Consider the following 19,337-nt stretch of genomic DNA (forward strand, 5'->3'; position numbering starts at 1 on the left):
CTTATGATTTTACTGAGTATACACAACCTGAGTCTTCCTATAGAAGATCCGGTACTGAAGTTCCTGTTGGTACTGGTCATTATTTTGGCAGCGCCATTGCTTCTTAATAAAATTAAAGTTCCCCACCTTTTGGGGCTTATCATCGCCGGAGCTATCATTGGTCCGAACGGATTCAATGTATTGTCCAGAGACAGCAGTATTGTTGTAACGGGAACCACCGGACTACTCTATATTATGTTCCTGGCGGGTCTAGAAATTGATATGGGAGATTTTAAAAAGAACAAGTGGAAAAGTCTCACCTTTGGTATCTATACCTTCACCGTTCCTTTTGTACTGGGATATCTTGGAGGATATTATATTTTGCACTTTTCAATGCTGACTTCCATTCTGTTTGCCAGTCTTTTTTCATCCCATACTCTTATTGCCTATCCATTAGTAAGTAAATTGGGAATTGCCAAAAACAAGGCTGTTAATATCACCGTTGGAGGTACAATGATCACGGATATCCTGGCCTTATTGGTACTTGCCATAATTGTGGGAATGTCCCAGGGAGATGTAGGGACAGAATTTTGGGTTAAACTATCTGTTTCTTTCATTGTTTTTGCACTGATTGTACTCATTGTCTTTCCGATTATAGGACGTTGGTTTTTCAAAAGAGTAGATGATAAAATCTCACAGTATATTTTCGTATTGGTCATGATTTATCTGGCAGCGATGCTTGCGGAACTTGCGGGTGTGGAAGCCATTATCGGGGCATTCTTTGCAGGATTAGCCTTAAACAGACTTATTCCTCATACTTCTTCTTTGATGAACAGAGTTGAATTTGTAGGAAATGCCATCTTTATTCCGTTTTTCCTGATCAGTGTAGGAATGCTGATTGATTTTAAAGTGTTCTTTAAAAGCTGGGAAACACTGGAAGTTGCCGGAATTATGCTGGTAGCGTCCATAGGAGGAAAATATCTTTCTGCGGTAGCAACTCAAAAAACATTCAGACTGACCAAAGAGGAAGGAAAACTTATCTTTGGGTTAAGTTCTGCCTCTGCAGCTGCAACACTGGCTTCAGTAATGGTAGGATACAACATCATCCTTTCCGAAACCGAAACCGGAGAACCTGTAAGATTACTAAATGAACATGTACTGAACGGAAGTATCCTTCTGATCCTGATTTCATGTACCATCTCCTCTTTTATTTCTATGGCAAGTGCTCAGAAAATTGCTGAAAGTGATAATGAAGATACCGTTTCCGGAAATACGCATGAAGAAGAAAGCATTCTGTTGGCCATCAACCATGAGGCTACTGTTGAGCGAATGGTGAATCTTGGAATTCTGATTAAAGCACATTCCAATACAGAAGATCTGTTTGCCCTGAACGTCATCAATGAAGATAAAAATGAATCTTCAGTAAAAAATGCTGAGAAACTTCTCCATCAGGCAGCAGATGCAGCCGCAGCCGCAGATGTGAAACTGCAAGCCCTAAAAAGATATGACAATGATGTTGTCAATGGAGTAAATAATGTGATTAAAGAACAGAAAATCACAGACCTCATCATCGGATTGGAGGATGAAAAAGGATTCTCACCTTCTTTTGTCTATAATCTTTACAACGGTTACCTGCAGAATGATGATGTGAATGTGCTGGTATATCATGCTGCACAACCGCTTTCCACCATAAAGAAATATGCCGTCATGATTCCTGAGAATGCCGATAAGGATGCAGGATTCTTCCATGCATTGCTTAGGGTCTGGAATATTGCCAGAAATTCCGGAGCTACAGTTGTTTTTTATGCCCCTGAAAATATCATTGATATTCTACAGAAAATTATGAAAAAAGCCAGTATAGAAGCAGAATTTATCATTATGAGCACATGGCAGGATGGCGAAAGAACCGCTGCCCAGCTGAAAGATGATGAAGCGTTGATTATCCTGATGGCAAAACGAGGCATGAAATCCTATATTCCACGAATGAGACTGATCCCGGAACTTCTCAACAGAAATCTGAAAGACAACAATTATCTTTTGATTTTCCCTTTCTCAGAATATGATAAAAACAGTCCCGAAATACGTTCCGTAGGAAATCATGGGGATTTTGTAGAGATTGGAAATGTGATTCAGAAGATTTTTAAATAAAGCTTTTTAAAGCTGGAAGCTAAAAGAGGGATGCTGGAAGTTACCATAATCGAATAATAAGTTCTCTCTTTTAGTTTTCTTTAGTAAAATATCTCGGCCTTGATTGTAGATTCCATCACAACTATTATTTTAACAAAAAAAACATATAAACCATTGAAAGCAAACAAAGTATTCCTGTTAATAGCAATTCTAAGCATACAAATGTCTTTTGCTCAGTTTGCTAAAATTGTAGACAAAGATGGTTATGTAAATGTGAGGGAGAATGCAGATGCTAAAAGTAAGATTGTAGGAAAGGTCAATTCTGATGAAATTGTCTACGCTTATGAACCGGATGAGAAGAACAAAAACTGGCTGAATGTTTATTATAATGACAAAATAATAGGCTACATCCATAGTTCAAGAGTACAATTGATAGAATCTTACGAACCTGTTTCTCCTATAGTAAGGAATGAAAATAAAGCGGTTTTCAAATCTGGGAATATCAAGGTAGATATCATTTCAGGAAAGTTCAATTACAAGGAAAATAAAAAATTCTTTTCTTCATCTGATTATAACGGGCAAAAAATTGAGGATAAATATAAAGGGCAACCCATATGGGGAACAGACGGCACCATTCCTCAAACCTATTACCAATCTATTACGGTACAGATTGGAGATAAAAAAGTTCAGATTCCTAACCGGGAGATTGAAAATCTCTTTAATCCTAACAATGAATTTACGGAATGTCATTTTGACCGTAAAAACGATACGTTATATATCACAACTATTAATTCTGACGGAGCGGGAGGTTATGTTGCTCTTTTTAAAATTGTAAATGGAGAATATAAAGGAAAAATGATAACAATACCTTTTTAGAATCTATCAATTTCGTATTTTGGCTCAAAAAATAACCTATGAGACCAACTATCGGATTATTATTCTTTTTAGTTTCAATGATTATCTCTGCACAAAGCCTTACTCTTTCTGATAAGGAGCTCCGGCAGAAACTAGATTCCATCAAAGCAGAAGGAAACCTACTCTATTCATATGAAAGTGCATCATGGCATGCCGGAGATCTTGTAGGCAATAACAAAAATTTGGCTGAAAATACCGGAAGCTACATCACCTATCAAACCAACGATAATAATATAAAAACAGCTTTTCTTAATAAAAGCAGTAATCTGATCATCGCCGAATTTTCTTTTAAAAATAACCAAACAAAACCAATAGATGAAAGTTATAAGCAAAGAGAACTTAATGAAACTGAAAGCACATTAAAAAATATCCGATCAGCCATTATACCACAGTTATATGATCCAAAATATGAGGTAACGGTACCACAGGGATATAGTCTTAATATGATTATTATTCCGTTTAATGAAAACTATAAGGTATATTTAATACCAGGTACTGCACAGTCCGGAGTCATCCCCTTCGGAAATGATTATCTTTTTATTTCTGATAAAAAGGGTACTATTATTTCCAGTAAAAAATTTCATTCAAGGCTTATTCCGGCTTTTACGTCATTGGAAAACGGAGGTACTGTAACAATGGCTACCCATAGCCATTTAGTCACTAATCCTTTTATTTCTGCAACGGATATCTGTACTTTTAAACTCTATGCTCCGCTTACAAAACTGGAAGAATTTTCAGTTCTGTCAACAGCTTTAGGAAGCTATATCAAATACAATTATAAGAAAGACAGTATCGAGGTGGTTAAAAATCCTTGATAAATCAAAACAATTAAATCATCAATAGCATTAGATTTTAGTTTTTAAGTTTTGGCTAAAGCCAATTGAATTTATAATCATTTTATAAAAGGGCTAAAGCCCGCTCCTATTGAATAACCGTATAACAAAAAAGGGAGCTGTTTAAATTTTTAAACAGCTCCCTTTTAATTATTTTAAACGGATTACTCGGAAATTACTTTCATCATACCTTTTACAATAACAAGCTTTTCCATAAGTTCTTCTCTGGAGTCTGCAAGAACATTGATATGTCCCATTTTTCTTCCTGGCTTGGTTTCTGTTTTCCCATATAAATGGATGTAGGTTTCAGGTAACTTAAGAACGTCTTCCATTCCGTCATAGACTACTTTTCCAGCGTATCCTTCTGCTCCAACAAGATTCAGCATTCCGCTGTAAGTGATAGCATCAGTATCGGCTAAAGGTAAGTTTTTCACCACTCGGTACATCTGCTCAAATTGAGAATTGGTATTTCCTTCCTGGCTCTGATGTCCTGAATTGTGCAGTCTCGGAGCGGTTTCATTCACCCATATTTTTCCTTCTTTGTCAAGAAATAATTCGATAGCAAACAATCCCGGAGAGTTCACCGCATTTAGAAATTTCTCTGTTATGGAATCAATCTGATTCTGAACATCTTCTGTTAAAAGAACCGGACATACATTGAAGTCTAATAGATTTAATTTGGGATCAGCAACCATTTCCGTCACCGGGAAAATATTGGTTTCACCTTTTTCATTTCTTGCCACAATTACGGAAAGCTCTTTTTCAATATCTACCAGACTTTCAATGACAGAAGCTTCCGTCCATAAGTGTTGATAATCTTCTTGCGTTTTGATCACCTGTACTCCTTTTCCGTCATATCCGCCTGTATTCATTTTCTGAACAAACGGCAATGGCATAATGATTTTCTCATCACTATTCCAAACTACCTGAAATTCCGGGCTTGGGATATCATGGCTTTTATAAAATTCTTTCTGAAGGATCTTTTGCTGGATCGTTTTGATGATACTGGCATTAGGAACAACTTTTATTCCCTGCTTTTCAAGTTCTGCCAATGCATCAGCATTTACATGTTCTATTTCAATGGTTACAACATCCTTGTCTTTACCGAAGTTCAGAACTGTATCATAGTCATTAAAATTTCCCTGTGTAAAATACGATATGTTATGACATGGCGCATCAGAAGCCGGATCCAGAGTATAAAACTCATCGTCATACTTCAGTGCACTTTGTATCAGCATTCTTCCCAGCTGTCCGCCTCCCAGAATTCCTATTTTCATTTTTTATTTTTATTAAATTTACTTCTTATTGAATTTTATCGATTTTTAAATACCCAAGTCCCATCGGGTTCTCCTGATTTTCTGCATCAGATTTTTTAAGAATGATAGTGTATTTTTCTTTCATATAGGCAGGAATAATATCACTCACATTGAAAATATCATCAATATCCACTCCATGCTTATCATCAATATGGCTTACAGCTCCTTCAAAGCCCATTGTCTGATAAAACTCGGTAGCTTTTGCCCTTTTTACAATCTCTCCCATAGACTGCCCCACCATTAAATGCTGCTCATGGAATTCTTCAAAAAACCCCGGCTTATACCCTCCCAGATTGAGGAAAAACAATTGGTCTTCTGATGATTTCTCTCCCTTCTCTACAATTTCCACTTCATAGCCGTCAGCAAATTTGACTTCCTGATAACAATCCAGGTGAATTTTACCTTCTGCTTCCTTCCAAAACTCTTTCATATCCGGAATCAAATCTTTAAGATTCTCTGCTATTCCGAAGAAAACATCGTGCTGCTCAATATTTCTTCCTTTAGGAGTTGCCCCAAGGATAACATAAAATAATTTCATTACATTTTTCATGCATGCAAAAATACGTTAAATTTATCTTTTTCAAATGTTTGGCAGACTACTACAATAATTTTATATTTGTAACATTATTTGTAGTATGTCAGAAATCATCATACTCTTCCTTGGCGCAATTTCCGCTGGTCTTTTAGGTTCACTTACGGGTTTAGGAGGAGGAGTTATTATCATTCCTTTATTAACGCTGGGATTCGGCGTTCCAATGCATTATGCTATCGGTGCTTCACTTATTTCAGTGATTGGTACCTCTTCCGGCGCGGCCGTAGCTTTCGTCAAAGAAGGATTTACCAACATGAGAATCGGGATGTTTCTCGAAATTGCCACCACAGCAGGAGCTATTGCGGGTGCTCTGGTTTCCGGAATGCTTAACCCCAATACAATCGGAATTATTTTCGCAAGTATTCTTCTTTTAACGGTTATTTTAAATCTTAAAGGAAAGCCCGATCACCAGGAACCTCTGATCAAAGGAAGTCTTGAAGATAAACTGAAATTGTACGGAACATTCCCTGATAAAGGAATATTGAAAAACTATTCTGCAAGAAATACAGTTCCTGGATTTTTGATGATGATGTTTGCCGGTGCAATGTCTGGGTTATTAGGAATAGGTTCTGGTGCGCTGAAAGTATTGGCAATGGATAATATGATGAAACTGCCTTTCAAAGTATCTACAACGACCAGTAATTTTATGATCGGAGTAACGGCAGTAGCGAGTGCACTGATCTATTTCCAGAGAGGAGAAATTATTCCTGTCATTGTAGCTCCGGTATTGATAGGAGTTGTCATCGGAAGTTTTATTGGTTCAAAAACACTGATGGTATCAAAAACAAAAAAATTAAAGGTATTTTTTGCCATTGTGATTACCATTCTTTCGGTTTATATGATGTATAACGGTATCAACAAAAGCTTCAGATAATGAAAAAGAATTTTACAGATGTAGATCTGAACCGCTCCGTAGGAAACCTTCTGAGATTGGGTGTTATTCTTTCTGTGGCAACATCCCTGATTGGTTTTATCAAGTTATTTTTTGAGGGTTTCAAAATGCCCGAAAAATATACCAGCCTTGTGGTAGGTACTTCTTCAGAGAAAGTATGGGGACATTTCTGGAATTCCCTGTGTAAAGGAGAAGGAATGGCTATTATTCAGCTGGGAATTCTTCTGTTGATCTTCACCCCTTTAATGAGAATTGTTTTCGCTTTAATAGGCTATCTAAAAGAAAAAGACTACGTATATGTAGTCATTTCTTCTATTGTTTTAGCGATTATGGCAGTGAGTTTCTTTGCAGGCTATGCACACTAATTTTTACATTTCATAAAACTCTAACGGCAATTGGTCGGGATCCTGGGTAAAGAAAAATTCTTTTCCGGTGAATTCGTCTATACGGATTTCTTCACAATCCAATCCCATTCCTAGCAGTTCATTCCGTTTTTCCGAGACATTCTCAACAGAAAAAGCAAGATGTCTTAAACCGCATGCTTCAGGACGTGACGGACGTTGTGGAGTATTGGGAAAAGAAAACAGCTCAATCACATAATGATCTCCGATAGCGAGATCAAGTTTATAAGACTGTCTTTCCTCCCGATATACTTCCCGGATGATATTCAGGTTTAAAATTTCCGTATAAAACTTCTTTGAAACGGCATAATCTGAGCAGATGATTGCAATATGATGGATCTTCATTTTCTATTTTAAACTAATTTTCAATTGAACTTTATTATTGTATTTCTTTACAGCTGTCTTTTCTTCTTGTATCAATAATATACTGGATTTTCCATTCGTTATTCTGCTTTACCAGCTGAAAACTATTAGCCCCGCAATGTGATAATTTTCCCTTTAAGTAAAAAGAGTAAGGTGTAAATACACTGGCCAGGTTTCCATCTGTATGAATGGCTTCTATAACAATCCTTTCATCCAGATCTCCTTTTGTAAATTTTGAAACCGAAGCAACAAAATCCGGTATGCTGTCACTTTTTACAGCACCATCCTTCGTGATCGTTTGAAGAACGGCATTTTCAGCAAAGGCCGATTTTACCAGTTCCGGATCTGCATTTTTCATACCAAGGAATAAGTTACGGATAGGTTTTTCAATATCTTTATTCTGCTGACCGAAACCCGAAATACTGATCAGAAGAAGAAATATAATTATTTTATTCATAGTATAGATTTAGATAATTAAAAATAGATAAAATAAAATTTAAATTGATTAACAAATTTTAAAATTCATTTTCCTTAAATTGTGGTCAAAATTATTTCAGAGCTTTTATGTGGATTATTTATCTGACTTTGGCCATACTTCTGCTGGTCATGACAATACTGCCAAAAATTCAGCATTCACACTGGATATTCAGGGTGCCAGAATTTGCTAAAATACAGATCACCTACCTTATATTTCTTACTTTTCTGTTAGGCCTTTTTACTGATTCTAATGGATATTTATGGTATTACCAGGGGCTTCTGCTGGTCTTATTTGTTCATCACAGCCATACCCTCATCAAATACACCCGTTTTTACCCCGTAAAAAAACACAGACAGCGTCACAAATCTTCTGATAAACTGCATTTTATTTCTGCCAATGTTTATCAGTTCAATAAAGAATATGAGAAATTCACCGGACTTATTAAAAAACATAATCCTGATTTTTTCATGACTATGGAAAGCAATGGTGATTGGGAAAATGCTATGAGATCTTTAGAAAAAGAATACGGCTTCCAACATAAAGTGACTCTTGAAAATACTTACGGCATGCATTTCTATTCCAGAATTGAAATCAAAGAAGCAAAGACCCATTATTTTGTAGCTGATGATATTCCGAGTATTGAGATCCATATGAAAACAGCTGCTGGTTTTTCTTTTGTTTTCTTCGGGGTTCATCCGCCGCCGCCGAGTCCTACGGAAGAAGAAACTTCAAAGGAAAGAGACGGCGATCTTCTAAGTACTGCCAAATGTGTAAAAGACATTAAAAAACCTGTTATTGTAGTGGGAGACTTCAATAATGTTGCATGGTCAAGATCATCTGTTCTTTTCAGAAAAACAAGTCATCTGATAGATCCGAGAATCGGACATTCTTTTGTTTCTACCTTCCATGCGAAATACCGTCTTTTAAGATTTCCTATTGATCTGATGTTTCATAGTGAAGATATTTTTATTAAACAGCTGAAGACATTGGAAAATTTTGGTTCAGACCACCTTCCGGTATACTGCGAATTTTTCATAGACCATCACAACGATGAACAGGAAGAATTGATTGAAACAGCGACTTCCGAAGAGAAAGCAGAGGCTGAAATTATGATAGAAGAAGGAAAAAAAGAAGATGGCGAACGTGAAACTGTTGTTACTGAAGATTAATAAAAAAAGTGGGCTTTAACCCACTTTTATTAAATATTCAATGCTATTTTTATATTAAAATCCAAAGTTCCAGCCCCAGTTAATAGTTCTGTTTCTACCCTAGCTGCCTGTTTCCGTCCCTACTTCATATTCAGTAAAAAACATAAGTAATACAGCAATAAAAACAGCAATGAGAATATAAAGTTTTTTCTTTTGCATACTAGAACTTCATAATATCTTTCACTACTCCATTTTTCTGTGTGTGCTGTAATAATTCAGCTTCAATAAAGGCTTTAATCTGTTCTTCAGTCCCATTATTTGGGAACAGAAGGTGAACATTAGCTCCAGCATCCAGCGTAAAGAATAATGATAGGCCAGTTTCTCTTCTGAAATCCCAGATTTTGTTGATAACCGCCAAAGTACCTGTTTTCATGAGTATAAAAGCAGGATCACTCATCATCATCATCGCATGTAGCGTAAGTGCTTCATGTTCTACCAGCTTGATGAAACGTTCCATATCTCCCTTTTTCAGGATCTCTTTCATTGGGACGAAGTTTTCCCTTGCTTCCTGAAATCTTCTTTCCGCATAAGGATTGGTATTCATCAACCCGTGTCCTACAGTTGAGGAAACACTTTTCTGCCCTTCATGAATCAGTAAAACCCAGTCGTTAAAGTTTTTGAATACATCATGAATTTCAGCATCCGGATACTGTACCCCGAAAAGATCTGAGCTTCCTTCTACCTCATCAGTTTTTCCCCATACCACAAGTCCGTTATACAAACTTCGGCATGCACTTCCGCTTCCTAATCTTGCTAAAAATGATGCCTTTCTCAAAGATTCTTCTCCAGAAGTTTTTCCTGTAAATGAAGTGTCCAATGCCATCAGACATTTTGCAATGGCTCCAAATCCTGAAGCTGAACTTGCAATTCCTGAACTGTGGGGAAATGTATTTTCTGTTCTGATGATATATTTTCCTTTTAAAATCCAGGGAAGATATTGTTCTATATTTTTAAAATATTTCTCAATTTTTTCGGCAAACTTCACTTCTTCATTTCCAGCCAGAAAGGTCTGTACCGAAAAAGCTCCATCCGCGATGAATTCCATTGAGGTATTGGTTTTACAATGGTTTAAGGTATAACTGATACTCGGATTGGCAGGAATCTGATCCGCATATTTTCCCCAGTATTTAATCAGGGCAATATTAGATGGGCAGCTTTCTGAAACCGTTTGTGTATGAATGGTGAAATTTTCTTTTCCTATAAAATCTTGTGTCGTCATAGTCTAATTTAACTGTACTTCTTAGTACATTTTCTCTATAATATCCGCGTATTTTTTGATCACTACATTTCTTTTGACTTTCAGTGTAGGAGTAATTTCTCCTGTATTGATATCAAATTCTGCCGGCATCAAAGTAAATTTCTTCACTTTTTCATAGTCCGCCAGGTGATTCTGTAATTCTTTTATTTTCTCTTTATAAAGGTTGATGATCTTTTCATCTTTTACAGCATCTTCCCAATTGGTGAAAGGAATACCATTCTTTTTAATATAATCCTGTAAAAATTCAAAATTTGGAACAATCAACGCTGAAACGAACTGTCTTCCTTCCGCAATCAGCATAATCTGCTGGATAAAATTATTGTTGGTCAGAAGATTTTCAATCTGTTGTGGAGCAATGTATTTTCCATTGGAAGTTTTCATCAGATCTTTGATTCTATCTGTGATAATAAGATTTCCTTTATCATCGAACTTTCCGGCATCACCGGTTTTGAACCATCCATCTTCTGTGAATACTTTCTGGGTTTCTTCAGGTTTATTATAATATCCTTTCATGATTCCATTTCCTCTCGCCTGAATTTCATCGTTTTCCCCGATACGCATTTCAACACCCGGTAAAGGCTTTCCGCTCGTACCATGTTCAAAATGTGTTAAAGGGAAAAGTGTCAATGTTGCAGTAGTCTCTGTCAATCCATAACCTACTGTCACGTGAATTCCCACTGAATCGAAGAAACGGGTAACTTCCGGTGACAATGAAGCTCCTCCACAAGGTAAGAACCAAAGTCTTCCACCCATTTTTTCTTTTATTTTACTGAAAACCAATCTGTCTGCGACAGCTTCTTTGAATTTTAATCCAAAAGGAATTGGTCTTTCATTTCTTCTCAATTCAGCAGTTTCCCATCCGGTTTTAAGAGCCCAGTCGAAGATTTTCTTCTTCAATGATGAACCTTCTTCTGCTTTTTCCAGAACTCCTGCATATACTTTCTGGAAAAACCTCGGTACCGCACACATGGCAGTAGGTTTTACTTCTTCCAGTGCTTTGGCTACATTTTTCGGATCTTCCAGGAAATACACGCGAGCTCCGCCATATAAGCATAATAAACTCCAGCTTCTTTCAAAAACGTGGCTTAATGGTAAGAATGCCAGCGAAAGTTCTTCCTCGAAGTTTTTAAACTTAAAAAATTCAAAATGAGAATCAAATGCTTTGATAAAATTTCCATGAGTAAGCATTACCCCTTTCGGAATTCCGGTAGTTCCGGAAGTATAGATCAATGTAGCAGTATCATCATTTTCCTTTTTGTATATCTCCAGCTCCGGAGAAGCTTTTGCGATAAAATCTTCAAGATAAAAACTATTGAATTCTTTCTTGATCCATACTGCTTTTTTAGAAACAATAATGGTTTCAAGATTGTTTTCTTCATTATGTAAAAACTCAAGACAGGCATCATACTGCATCTGATTTCCTACTAAAACAGCTTTAGCTCCGGAATCGTTAATGATATGTTCTGCCTGCTCCGCATTATTGGTTGAATAAATAGGTACCGTAACGGCGCCAATGGCCATTGAAGCCAGGTCAACGATCATCCATTCTGATGAGTTATCCGAATAAATAGCAACTCTGTCATTCTCCTGAACTCCAGCTTCCTTTAAAGCATTGGCTGTTTTAAAAATAACCTCACTGAATTTTTTCCAGCTCAGCTCTTTCCAGGCTCCATCTTTCTTTTTAAATCCGATGGCTGCTTTTATAGGATGTTTTTCTACATTTTTAAGGATAATTGCCTCTGCAAGATTCATTTCTTCAGCTTTTTGTCGTTAATATAATTATTCAGGTGAAAGTCTATACTTTCTTTTACAGGAATAAACTGATAGTTCAGTTTTTCTTTGACTTTGTGATTGGAAATGGTGTTGAATGAAGAAATGGCTTCAATATTTGATTTGGTAGCCATTTTCAGTTTGGGAATCAGCCATCCGAAAAGGATATTGGCTATTCTTCCGATATTTAATATGGATTGTGAAAGAATTCTGGCATCTTTAAGCCCCAGACGGGTTCTTACCTGTTTTGCCAGGTCGGCATATCTGTTATTTTCAGCAACAATGATAAAACGTTCTCCGAAAAGATTATTTTCCATGAGCCCGATTGCAGTATGGGCTACGTCTCTTACATCAACATAGGCAGAACCTCCTGAAAAAGTAAAACTGTTATCTTCAAAGGTTGAGAAAAGTTCTCCACTGCTTTGATTCCAGTTTCCGCTTCCTACGATCATTCCCGGATTGATAATAACTACATTCAAGCCTTCTGCTGAAGCTCGCCATGCTTCCATCTCAGATAAATGTTTTGAAATAGCATAGGCAGAGTGTTCCAGTTTTGGATTAAAGTCAGAATCTTCGTCCAGTTCTCCTTTTTCATTAAAATTATCAAGAACGGCAACGGAACTCACATGAAGAAATTTTTTAACGTCTGATCCTTCACACGCAAAGAGGAGATTTTCTGTACCTTTAATATTTGTACGGTACATTTCTTTTTCATCTTTGGGATGAAAGCTCACTTTTGCGGCACAATGATACACCTCATCCACACCTCGCAGTGCTGTTGTCAGAGAATTGAGATCATCAAAATCTACGTTTACCCATTCGATCTTGTTGAAAAAATCGTCGGGATTCTCTGTATAAAAGCTGTATGAATGCTTTACTTCGTTTAAATTGCTGCCCGGTCTTTTGGAAGCACGTACATTTTTACCTCTTTTAAGAAGTTCCAGTACAATTATTCTTCCCAGAATTCCGGTAGCACCCGTTACAAAAATCATTAATTATTTTACTTGATTACTGACTAAAATATAACAATATTTTCTATCCGGCAATTCTTCCGGATCCGGCAAAAATTCCTTAGAAAAACTGCTTCTGCAAATTTGCGATTTTTAAAGCATAATTCAACTTTATTTAACCAATATTATCACTCAGAAATCAACATACAGGAAAAATTTAAATCACAACAGGTTATTATATTTAAAAGTCCTGAAAGAATATACAACTTTCAGGACTTCTATGATTAAAAACACTTTATTCTTAAGCCATTACCTCATTATTTCTCCTTGGAGCTTTGTCACATAGAACGTCTGCAATACTCTTGGAAATAAGGTTTCCTTCTGTAAGATTATCCAGCCAGAAGAATTCTCCTGCTGCATTGATCTCGATGAAATAATATTCGTCTTCAGGGGAAACAATCATGTCTATCGCTCCGTAATCTACGTTATAGATATCAAGAAGTTCAAGCAGTTTTGCTTCTACATCTCCAGGAAGTTCTGTTCTGTTCCATTTATCAATCAGATTAATTCCATCTTTTCTCCAGTCTACTTTGGCATCTTCAGATTGCTGGGAGTCTATTTCAAATGCATAAACATCTCTTCCCACAATGGTAATACGAAGTTCTTTTTTCTTTTGAATCATTTGCTGGAATTGCATAGGGCAGTACAATAATGAATCCAGTTCTTCCAGTTTATCTTCGCTGACAACGTTAGTAAACACTACATTTTCCACACCGTCTTCATAGATGGCAAAACCGGTTTGCATTTTCGCCACTACATTCTGATGTTTCAGAATAAATTTTCTGGCTTCATCAGGATTGTTGGTAAGACATGTAGCCGGAATGGTCAGCCCTAGTTTATCTGCAATTTTCAATTGCTCTTCTTTACTGTCGAGTCTTCTGTACACACTTGGTTTTCCTAAAGAATAAGCATCCACAGATTCAAAGAAACCGAAAAGTGTATTTCTGATTTCTCCCATTGCCGCACCGTAAAACTTAGAGTCCATTTCCTCTTTCAGTCCTTTTCCGATATTGTAAGCTCTTCTGTACCAGATGGCTGAAATATCATCCAAACGGTGTTTTGCATCTGGAGTTTCAAGAAAACTTATCCATTCTCCATCCTGAAAAATGGTAGACAGTTTGTTTTGTAAAGGATAGACGTCAACATCAAAACGAATGACTTCACAGTTATTTTTTTCAATGTATTCTGTTACTTTTTCAATAGAAAAATTATCTGCGGTATGGGTTATAATTAAAATTTTATTCATGGAAATTGATTCTGTTGATAAGATTATCGGCAATTCTTTCTGCAATGGGAAATCCCAGTTCTTTTTGCAGCATTCCCCACTCTCCCTGTGGATTAACTTCAAGGAAATAATATTCTCCATCTTTCCCTTTGATCATATCGATGGCTCCTATATAAAGTCCCATTTCATTCATCATGGAAGTGAGATTGGTTTTAATGAAATCCGGAAGTTCGTAAGCTGACCAGAAATAGCCTTCACGAGCTACCCTCCAATCTGCATTTTCACTGTTATTGATCTTTCCTGTAAAGAAATCACCGCCTACATAGACGATTCTCAATTCATATTCTTTGTCGATGTAGGGTTGAAAAATCATTGGACAGTAAGCAATGTCTGCAAGGTTTTCAAGTGATTCCTCTTCAATAATTGTAGTGGACATCATATTTTCTCCTGACATCGTTTTCGCTGTTACTCCATGAAGCTTGGCAATTGCTTTCCCCTGACAGTATTGATGGAAAAATGTTGTTATTTTCTCTTCATCATTGGAAAATACAGTTTTGGGAATGGTTAAGTTATTTCTTTCTGCAATTTTCAGCTGAAATATCTTATTCCCATCTACTTTTTTTTCATTTTCATAAGGGTTTATCCAGGGAATATGCTCTAAGGCAGTGATCAGATTGTAACGCAGGCTTCCGTATTCGTTCAGGAAAACTCGTTCATAGTCCTTATCCAATTCTTCAGGAGCACTGATTCTCCATGCTTTCCTGTGCCATACTCCTTTGATAGCATCAGAATGAATAGTATTTCCATACTCATCAGTCAATTCAAATGAATTTTCATGAATGCTGATTTTCTGAAGGTGATTCAATCGGTCAGAATTCAGTCTGAAATAAGGGACATTTTTGGAGGCCAGGTATTCGAAAAAGATATCGATATTATAAAAGTCCTGTGAATGGGTGATGCAGAGAATCATTTGCCGGTTTTTATTAAAAAGGGAAACTTAATGTTTAAGTTTCCCCTACTATTTATTAAATATTCTACTGATTTTATAGTGGAATAGTGATTACATCATCATCACCGTCAGATGGATATTTCAGCGTGTGCATCATATCATCTTTCGGAGAAGTTACAACGTCTATTGCCGGTTTTGTAATAACGTCTCTTTCAGGAATTGACATATCAGTTCCTCCTTTTACTGTCTCAGGATCTTTAACCTGTTTTTCTAAGAATGATGCGAAAAAAGGCTTCTTCTTTGAGTTTTGGTTTTTCATAATGTTTAGTTTTAGTTTGATATATAATTTAGCTTAAGCTGTATGTATATTCTTACACATCTAAAACATCATCATCCCCGTCAGAAGGATATTTCATCGTTACATTATCATTATCAGGCTTGGTAACATTATCCTTAAGAGGTGTAGTGATCTGGTCCTGAAGGGATGTAGTAATCTGATCTACCAATACAGAAGTAATACCTCCTCCTTTTACTGTTTCAGGATCTTTAACCTGTTTTTCTAAGAATGACGCAAAAAATGGCTTCTTTTTTGAATTTTTGTTTTCCATAAGTTAATATTTTTATTGTTTTGGAAATCCAAAATACAAAAAATTCAAATCATGGAGAAATAATATTGGTTTTTAATAAAAATTTAACATAATATAAAAAATCAAAGAATAAAATTAATTCAATTCAAGAAACTCTTTAACAACGTTTGCGAAATCAACCGGATTCTCTGCCTGTACCCAGTGTCCGGCATTTTTCACTGTAACTACCTTAGCTTTAGGAAATTGCTGTCTGATCCCAAATTCATCCTGAGGCAGGATATAATTGGACTTTTCGCCCGCAATAAAGAGTGAGTCACCTTCAAAAACACCGAATTTAACAGCATTGGAAACAAATTCGTTATATTTTTCAGATAATGTTTTAAGATTGAATCTCCAGCCCAGCTTTTTATTTTCATCCCAATACAGGTTTTTCGTCAAAAACTGTATGGTAGATTTTTCTGGAATATATTGGTTCAGAACTGCTTCTACATCATTTCTTGAACCTACGGTATTGAAATCAACAGTTTCAAGCGCTTTGATAATTCCCTGGTGGTGTGGCGGATATGCTTTAGGTGAAATATCAACAACAATCAGTTTTTCAACACGTTCAGGATATTTTATAGCAAACTGCATCACTGCTTTACCACCTAGAGAATGTCCTAAAACATGAGCTTTCTGAATTCCATAATGATCCATATAGTGCGCAATATCATCTGCCAGATCGTCATGAGACATACTTTCTGAATGAAAGCTTCTTCCGTGGTTTCTAAGGTCAATAAGATGTACGGGTAGATATTCTCCCAGATCTTTTCCGAAACTTCCCCAGTTGTCAAGCATTCCAAATAATCCGTGAAATACAAGAAGCGGCGTATGAGTTGAATTTTCGCCGAATATTTTTGAATTTAAAATTTCCATATTGTATTAGAAGTTAGATGTAAGAAATCAGAAGTCAGATAATAAGTCCCTGTAGCATTGTTTGCATTATAAACCTGCAAAACACATGAGAGCCAAAAACGAAGTTTTACCAACCTCTAATCTCTAACTTCCGGTTTCTTAATTATTACCATTTTGCCAGTCTCTTCAGATAAGCCTGAACTGTATTTTCCAATCCCATATAAAGTGCTTCTGAAACCAAAGCATGTCCGATAGATACTTCCAACAGGTTTGGAATGGTGTCTGCAAAGTATTTCAGGTTTTCTAAGCTTAGATCATGACCTGCATTGATTCCCAATCCAAAATTGGTAGCTTCAACCGCTGTGTCATAATAAGGTTTTATAGCCTGTTCTTTATTGGTCAGATAATTTTTTGCGTAAGCTTCGGTATACAGTTCTATTCTGTCTGCGCCTGTTTTAGCAGCATATTCTACCAACTCCGGCAAAGGATCAAGGAAAACAGAAGTACGGATCCCTGATTTTTTAAATTCTGCAATAATCTCTGTAAGGAAATCAAGATGTTTTTTAGTATCCCAGCCTGCATTAGATGTAATTGCATCATCAGCATCCGGCACTAAAGTTACCTGCTCCGGCTTCACTTCCAATACCATATCAATAAAACTCTGATGTGGATTTCCTTCAATATTAAATTCAGTCGTAACTAACGGTTTCAGATCATAGACATCTTTTTTTGTGATATGCCTTTCATCAGGTCTTGGGTGGATGGTAATTCCCTGCCCTCCGAATTCCTGAATTTTTACAGCAGCTTCTGTAACACTTGGGGTTTCGCCTCCTCTTGCATTTCTTAACGTCGCAATTTTATTAATGTTTACGCTTAGTTTTGTCATTTTTTATTTTAGATGTTAGATATAAGATGTTAGAAGGTGGAAGCATGGGGCTGGAAGTAAATCCAGACTTTGTACTTCTATTGGTCTTCCACATTTATGATCATTTAAAAATTTAATTTAAAATTTGTTTAAAAGGTTCTGAAACTTCCAGCTTCCTTCTTCCGTCTTCCAGCTCTTTTACACTTTTACACTTACCTGCATCACCTGAAGTTCAAATTCTTTTGAAGCGACTAATAAGTGATCAAAAATATCGGCCTGAATCTGTTCAAAACGTTCCCATTGAGAGTCACTGGCAAAACAATACACTTCAAGGGGCAGCCCTTGCGGGGTAATCTCTAGCTGACGTACCATTCGGGTTCCATTTTTGTCTACATCCGGATCATTTTCAATATATTTCTGTGCATAATATCTGAAAACACCGATATTGGTAAGCTGCCTTCCATTCACAATTTTATCTCTATGTTCAAGGCTTTCTTTTTCTTTTTTGATCTCTGAAGTCCTTTCTTCCAGATAATCTGAAATCAGGTTAATCTCCTTTAAGCGCTCAACATCTTCATCAGTCAGAAACTTAAAAGAATTGATGTTGAAGTAAATGGATTTTTTTATTCTTCGGGTATTAGATTCAGACATCACCTGCATATTCTTGATCTCAGTGGTCATCAAATCATAAGTAGGAATAGTGGAAACCGTTTTATCAAAATTGGTGATCTTAGTCGTTAAAAGATTTATTTCCGTAATATTCCCTTCAATAGTATATTTTGGAATGCTTACCCAGTCTCCTACTTTTAAATTTTTAGAAGTGGCAACGTGAAGTCCTGTTACAAATCCTAATATTGTATCTCTGAAAACCAGTACAAGCACTGCTGTAATCGCCCCAAGACTTCCTACGATTGTGGTTCCTTTGATCCCAAAAATCACACAAAACCCTACTACGGTAAATATAAAAAGTCCTAAAATCTTTACAGTTTCTGAAATGGCATTAAGCGCCATAATCTTGTAGAAATCCTGTTTGATGCTGAAATAGTTTCTGAAAGCCGTCAGTGATCTGTAAAGCATTCCTGCTAACATTAATACCAATCCCAGATTGATACATCTTATGATAAAAATGGTTGTCTTCGGCAGCGCATTTTCCGGAAATATGGATCCCTGGATGCCAGCTACAGCAATCAGAGCAGCAAAATGAGCTACAGAGTTGGTGATTTTGGCCTGATAAATAGATTTTAAGATGGGAAATTTCTGTTCATTATGAAATAACCTGAATACAAAATTGATGATGAACTTAAAAACAAAATCAGTAATTAAAAACAGGACAACAAGTAAGCTCAGTTTTACAATAATATGGAAAACCCAGTCCAACCCGGAAGGTGATATCTGGGTAATATAAAGGTAAAGCTGTTCGCTCAGCTCCTGTATAAAGTTTTTAGTTTCTTGTAACTGGTCATTCATTACAGCAAATTTATGAAATTAAGAATCATCATTTTACTATTCATAATCAATTTTCATCCCAAAAGTTATTCATCAGAAGATATTTGATAAAAATATTTTTGAGAAAAACTGAAAAATATCAAATCCTCTACAACCCCTGATTATAAATGAAAATTTAACTATAAAAATCAACATAAAGTAAATAATATTAAAAACAATTACAATTTTA

The 19,337-nt window shown here is 36.2% G+C and carries 20 protein-coding genes; 6 read left to right on the top strand and 14 right to left on the bottom strand.

All coding sequences use genetic code 11. From position 1 onward, the window contains the following. Positions 1-3 precede the first annotated feature (3 nt). The 3 genes from ACTJIP_RS02590 to ACTJIP_RS02600 all read left to right on the top strand — a co-directional run bounded on the left by ACTJIP_RS02590 (position 4) and on the right by ACTJIP_RS02600 (position 3,836). Entirely contained in the window at positions 4-2,127 is a 2,124-nt protein-coding gene (locus ACTJIP_RS02590; protein ID WP_077418416.1) for a cation:proton antiporter, read from the top strand. A 153-nt stretch (positions 2,128-2,280) separates the two neighbouring features. Continuing rightward, a complete protein-coding gene (locus tag ACTJIP_RS02595; RefSeq protein ID WP_139348568.1) occupies positions 2,281-2,982 on the top strand; it encodes an SH3 domain-containing protein in 702 nt (233 codons plus the stop codon). Between the two features lie 38 nt (positions 2,983-3,020). After that, entirely contained in the window at positions 3,021-3,836 is an 816-nt protein-coding gene (locus ACTJIP_RS02600; RefSeq protein WP_180564314.1) for a hypothetical protein, read from the top strand. A gap of 182 nt (positions 3,837-4,018) precedes the next feature. Here the strand turns inward: ACTJIP_RS02600 and ACTJIP_RS02605 are convergent, their stop codons facing one another. Next, positions 4,019-5,131, bottom strand: coding sequence for a 5-(carboxyamino)imidazole ribonucleotide synthase (locus tag ACTJIP_RS02605; RefSeq protein WP_180564315.1), 1,113 nt, complete (start codon positions 5,129-5,131; stop codon positions 4,019-4,021). Between the two features lie 25 nt (positions 5,132-5,156). Next, positions 5,157-5,708, bottom strand: a complete 552-nt coding sequence (locus ACTJIP_RS02610) for a DUF1543 domain-containing protein (protein WP_440704084.1) — start codon at positions 5,706-5,708, stop codon at positions 5,157-5,159. Positions 5,709-5,805: 97 nt separating this feature from the next. On the opposite strand from ACTJIP_RS02610, the gene ACTJIP_RS02615 reads away from it, so the two are divergent. Next, on the top strand, positions 5,806-6,636 hold the full coding sequence (locus ACTJIP_RS02615; RefSeq protein ID WP_077418408.1) for a sulfite exporter TauE/SafE family protein: 831 nt from the start codon (positions 5,806-5,808) through the stop codon (positions 6,634-6,636). Then, a complete protein-coding gene (locus tag ACTJIP_RS02620) occupies positions 6,636-7,019 on the top strand; it encodes a DUF1634 domain-containing protein (protein ID WP_047378474.1) in 384 nt (127 codons plus the stop codon). The genes ACTJIP_RS02615 and ACTJIP_RS02620 overlap by 1 nt, the downstream gene beginning before the upstream one ends. Before the next feature lie 3 nt (positions 7,020-7,022). Here ACTJIP_RS02620 and gloA2 read toward each other — a convergent pair whose 3' ends face one another. Beyond that, a complete protein-coding gene (gene gloA2, locus ACTJIP_RS02625; RefSeq protein ID WP_077418406.1) occupies positions 7,023-7,400 on the bottom strand; it encodes an SMU1112c/YaeR family gloxylase I-like metalloprotein in 378 nt (125 codons plus the stop codon). A 34-nt stretch (positions 7,401-7,434) separates the two neighbouring features. Next, complete coding sequence (locus ACTJIP_RS02630; protein WP_077418404.1) at positions 7,435-7,875, bottom strand: nuclear transport factor 2 family protein; 441 nt, start codon at positions 7,873-7,875, stop codon at positions 7,435-7,437. Between the two features lie 107 nt (positions 7,876-7,982). Here ACTJIP_RS02630 and ACTJIP_RS02635 point away from each other — a divergent pair, with 107 nt between their 5' ends. After that, on the top strand, positions 7,983-9,065 hold the full coding sequence (locus tag ACTJIP_RS02635) for an endonuclease/exonuclease/phosphatase family protein (RefSeq protein ID WP_180564317.1): 1,083 nt from the start codon (positions 7,983-7,985) through the stop codon (positions 9,063-9,065). 199 nt (positions 9,066-9,264) lie between these two features. Here ACTJIP_RS02635 and ACTJIP_RS02640 read toward each other — a convergent pair whose 3' ends face one another. The 10 genes from ACTJIP_RS02640 to ACTJIP_RS02685 form a co-directional block, all read right to left on the bottom strand. Next, positions 9,265-10,323, bottom strand: a complete 1,059-nt coding sequence (locus tag ACTJIP_RS02640; RefSeq protein WP_077418400.1) for a diphosphomevalonate/mevalonate 3,5-bisphosphate decarboxylase family protein — start codon at positions 10,321-10,323, stop codon at positions 9,265-9,267. 21 nt (positions 10,324-10,344) lie between these two features. Then, on the bottom strand, positions 10,345-12,114 hold the full coding sequence (locus tag ACTJIP_RS02645; protein ID WP_180564320.1) for an AMP-dependent synthetase/ligase: 1,770 nt from the start codon (positions 12,112-12,114) through the stop codon (positions 10,345-10,347). Next, entirely contained in the window at positions 12,111-13,124 is a 1,014-nt protein-coding gene (locus ACTJIP_RS02650; RefSeq protein WP_077418396.1) for an NAD-dependent epimerase/dehydratase family protein, read from the bottom strand. Before ACTJIP_RS02650 ends, ACTJIP_RS02645 begins: the two co-directional genes overlap by 4 nt. Positions 13,125-13,383: 259 nt before the next feature. Next, positions 13,384-14,388 (bottom strand): MvdD family ATP-grasp ribosomal peptide maturase, encoded by a 1,005-nt coding sequence (locus ACTJIP_RS02655; RefSeq protein ID WP_426482042.1) that lies wholly within the window; start codon positions 14,386-14,388, stop codon positions 13,384-13,386. Further along, entirely contained in the window at positions 14,381-15,337 is a 957-nt protein-coding gene (locus tag ACTJIP_RS02660; protein ID WP_440704085.1) for an MvdC family ATP-grasp ribosomal peptide maturase, read from the bottom strand. Before ACTJIP_RS02660 ends, ACTJIP_RS02655 begins: the two co-directional genes overlap by 8 nt. Before the next feature lie 73 nt (positions 15,338-15,410). After that, positions 15,411-15,635 carry a microviridin/marinostatin family tricyclic proteinase inhibitor gene (locus ACTJIP_RS02665; RefSeq protein WP_047387582.1) on the bottom strand — a complete coding sequence of 75 codons (225 nt, stop codon included), beginning with the start codon at positions 15,633-15,635 and terminating at the stop codon, positions 15,411-15,413. 52 nt (positions 15,636-15,687) lie between these two features. Continuing rightward, positions 15,688-15,924, bottom strand: coding sequence for a microviridin/marinostatin family tricyclic proteinase inhibitor (locus ACTJIP_RS02670; RefSeq protein WP_077418390.1), 237 nt, complete (start codon positions 15,922-15,924; stop codon positions 15,688-15,690). Between the two features lie 114 nt (positions 15,925-16,038). Next, positions 16,039-16,818, bottom strand: coding sequence for an alpha/beta fold hydrolase (locus ACTJIP_RS02675; RefSeq protein ID WP_077418388.1), 780 nt, complete (start codon positions 16,816-16,818; stop codon positions 16,039-16,041). Between the two features lie 145 nt (positions 16,819-16,963). Beyond that, positions 16,964-17,683, bottom strand: coding sequence for a pyridoxine 5'-phosphate synthase (locus ACTJIP_RS02680; protein WP_077418386.1), 720 nt, complete (start codon positions 17,681-17,683; stop codon positions 16,964-16,966). 177 nt (positions 17,684-17,860) lie between these two features. Beyond that, positions 17,861-19,129, bottom strand: a complete 1,269-nt coding sequence (locus tag ACTJIP_RS02685; RefSeq protein WP_077418384.1) for a mechanosensitive ion channel family protein — start codon at positions 19,127-19,129, stop codon at positions 17,861-17,863. Positions 19,130-19,337: the final 208 nt, after the last annotated feature.

This window comes from Chryseobacterium sp. 22543 (assembly GCF_052044565.1).
Taxonomy (GTDB): domain Bacteria; phylum Bacteroidota; class Bacteroidia; order Flavobacteriales; family Weeksellaceae; genus Chryseobacterium.

Bases quoted from the DNA above. Each gene is read 5' to 3' on its own strand.
- ACTJIP_RS02685 (WP_077418384.1), bottom strand. From the start codon at position 19,129: ATGAATGACCAGTTACAAGAAACTAAAAACTTTATACAGGAGCTGAGC.
- ACTJIP_RS02665 (WP_047387582.1), bottom strand. From the start codon at position 15,635: ATGAAAAACCAAAACTCAAAGAAGAAGCCTTTTTTCGCATCATTCTTA.
- ACTJIP_RS02615 (WP_077418408.1), top strand. From the start codon at position 5,806: ATGTCAGAAATCATCATACTCTTCCTTGGCGCAATTTCCGCTGGTCTT.
- ACTJIP_RS02660 (WP_440704085.1), bottom strand. From the start codon at position 15,337: ATGATTCTCTGCATCACCCATTCACAGGACTTTTATAATATCGATATC.
- ACTJIP_RS02600 (WP_180564314.1), top strand. From the start codon at position 3,021: ATGAGACCAACTATCGGATTATTATTCTTTTTAGTTTCAATGATTATC.
- ACTJIP_RS02630 (WP_077418404.1), bottom strand. From the start codon at position 7,875: ATGAATAAAATAATTATATTTCTTCTTCTGATCAGTATTTCGGGTTTC.
- ACTJIP_RS02605 (WP_180564315.1), bottom strand. From the start codon at position 5,131: ATGAAAATAGGAATTCTGGGAGGCGGACAGCTGGGAAGAATGCTGATA.
- ACTJIP_RS02645 (WP_180564320.1), bottom strand. From the start codon at position 12,114: ATGAATCTTGCAGAGGCAATTATCCTTAAAAATGTAGAAAAACATCCT.
- ACTJIP_RS02640 (WP_077418400.1), bottom strand. From the start codon at position 10,323: ATGACGACACAAGATTTTATAGGAAAAGAAAATTTCACCATTCATACA.
- gloA2 (WP_077418406.1), bottom strand. From the start codon at position 7,400: ATGAAGATCCATCATATTGCAATCATCTGCTCAGATTATGCCGTTTCA.
- ACTJIP_RS02655 (WP_426482042.1), bottom strand. From the start codon at position 14,388: ATGAATAAAATTTTAATTATAACCCATACCGCAGATAATTTTTCTATT.
- ACTJIP_RS02675 (WP_077418388.1), bottom strand. From the start codon at position 16,818: ATGGAAATTTTAAATTCAAAAATATTCGGCGAAAATTCAACTCATACG.
- ACTJIP_RS02610 (WP_440704084.1), bottom strand. From the start codon at position 5,708: ATGAAATTATTTTATGTTATCCTTGGGGCAACTCCTAAAGGAAGAAAT.
- ACTJIP_RS02670 (WP_077418390.1), bottom strand. From the start codon at position 15,924: ATGGAAAACAAAAATTCAAAAAAGAAGCCATTTTTTGCGTCATTCTTA.
- ACTJIP_RS02650 (WP_077418396.1), bottom strand. From the start codon at position 13,124: ATGATTTTTGTAACGGGTGCTACCGGAATTCTGGGAAGAATAATTGTA.
- ACTJIP_RS02680 (WP_077418386.1), bottom strand. From the start codon at position 17,683: ATGACAAAACTAAGCGTAAACATTAATAAAATTGCGACGTTAAGAAAT.
- ACTJIP_RS02590 (WP_077418416.1), top strand. From the start codon at position 4: ATGATTTTACTGAGTATACACAACCTGAGTCTTCCTATAGAAGATCCG.
- ACTJIP_RS02620 (WP_047378474.1), top strand. From the start codon at position 6,636: ATGAAAAAGAATTTTACAGATGTAGATCTGAACCGCTCCGTAGGAAAC.
- ACTJIP_RS02635 (WP_180564317.1), top strand. From the start codon at position 7,983: ATGTGGATTATTTATCTGACTTTGGCCATACTTCTGCTGGTCATGACA.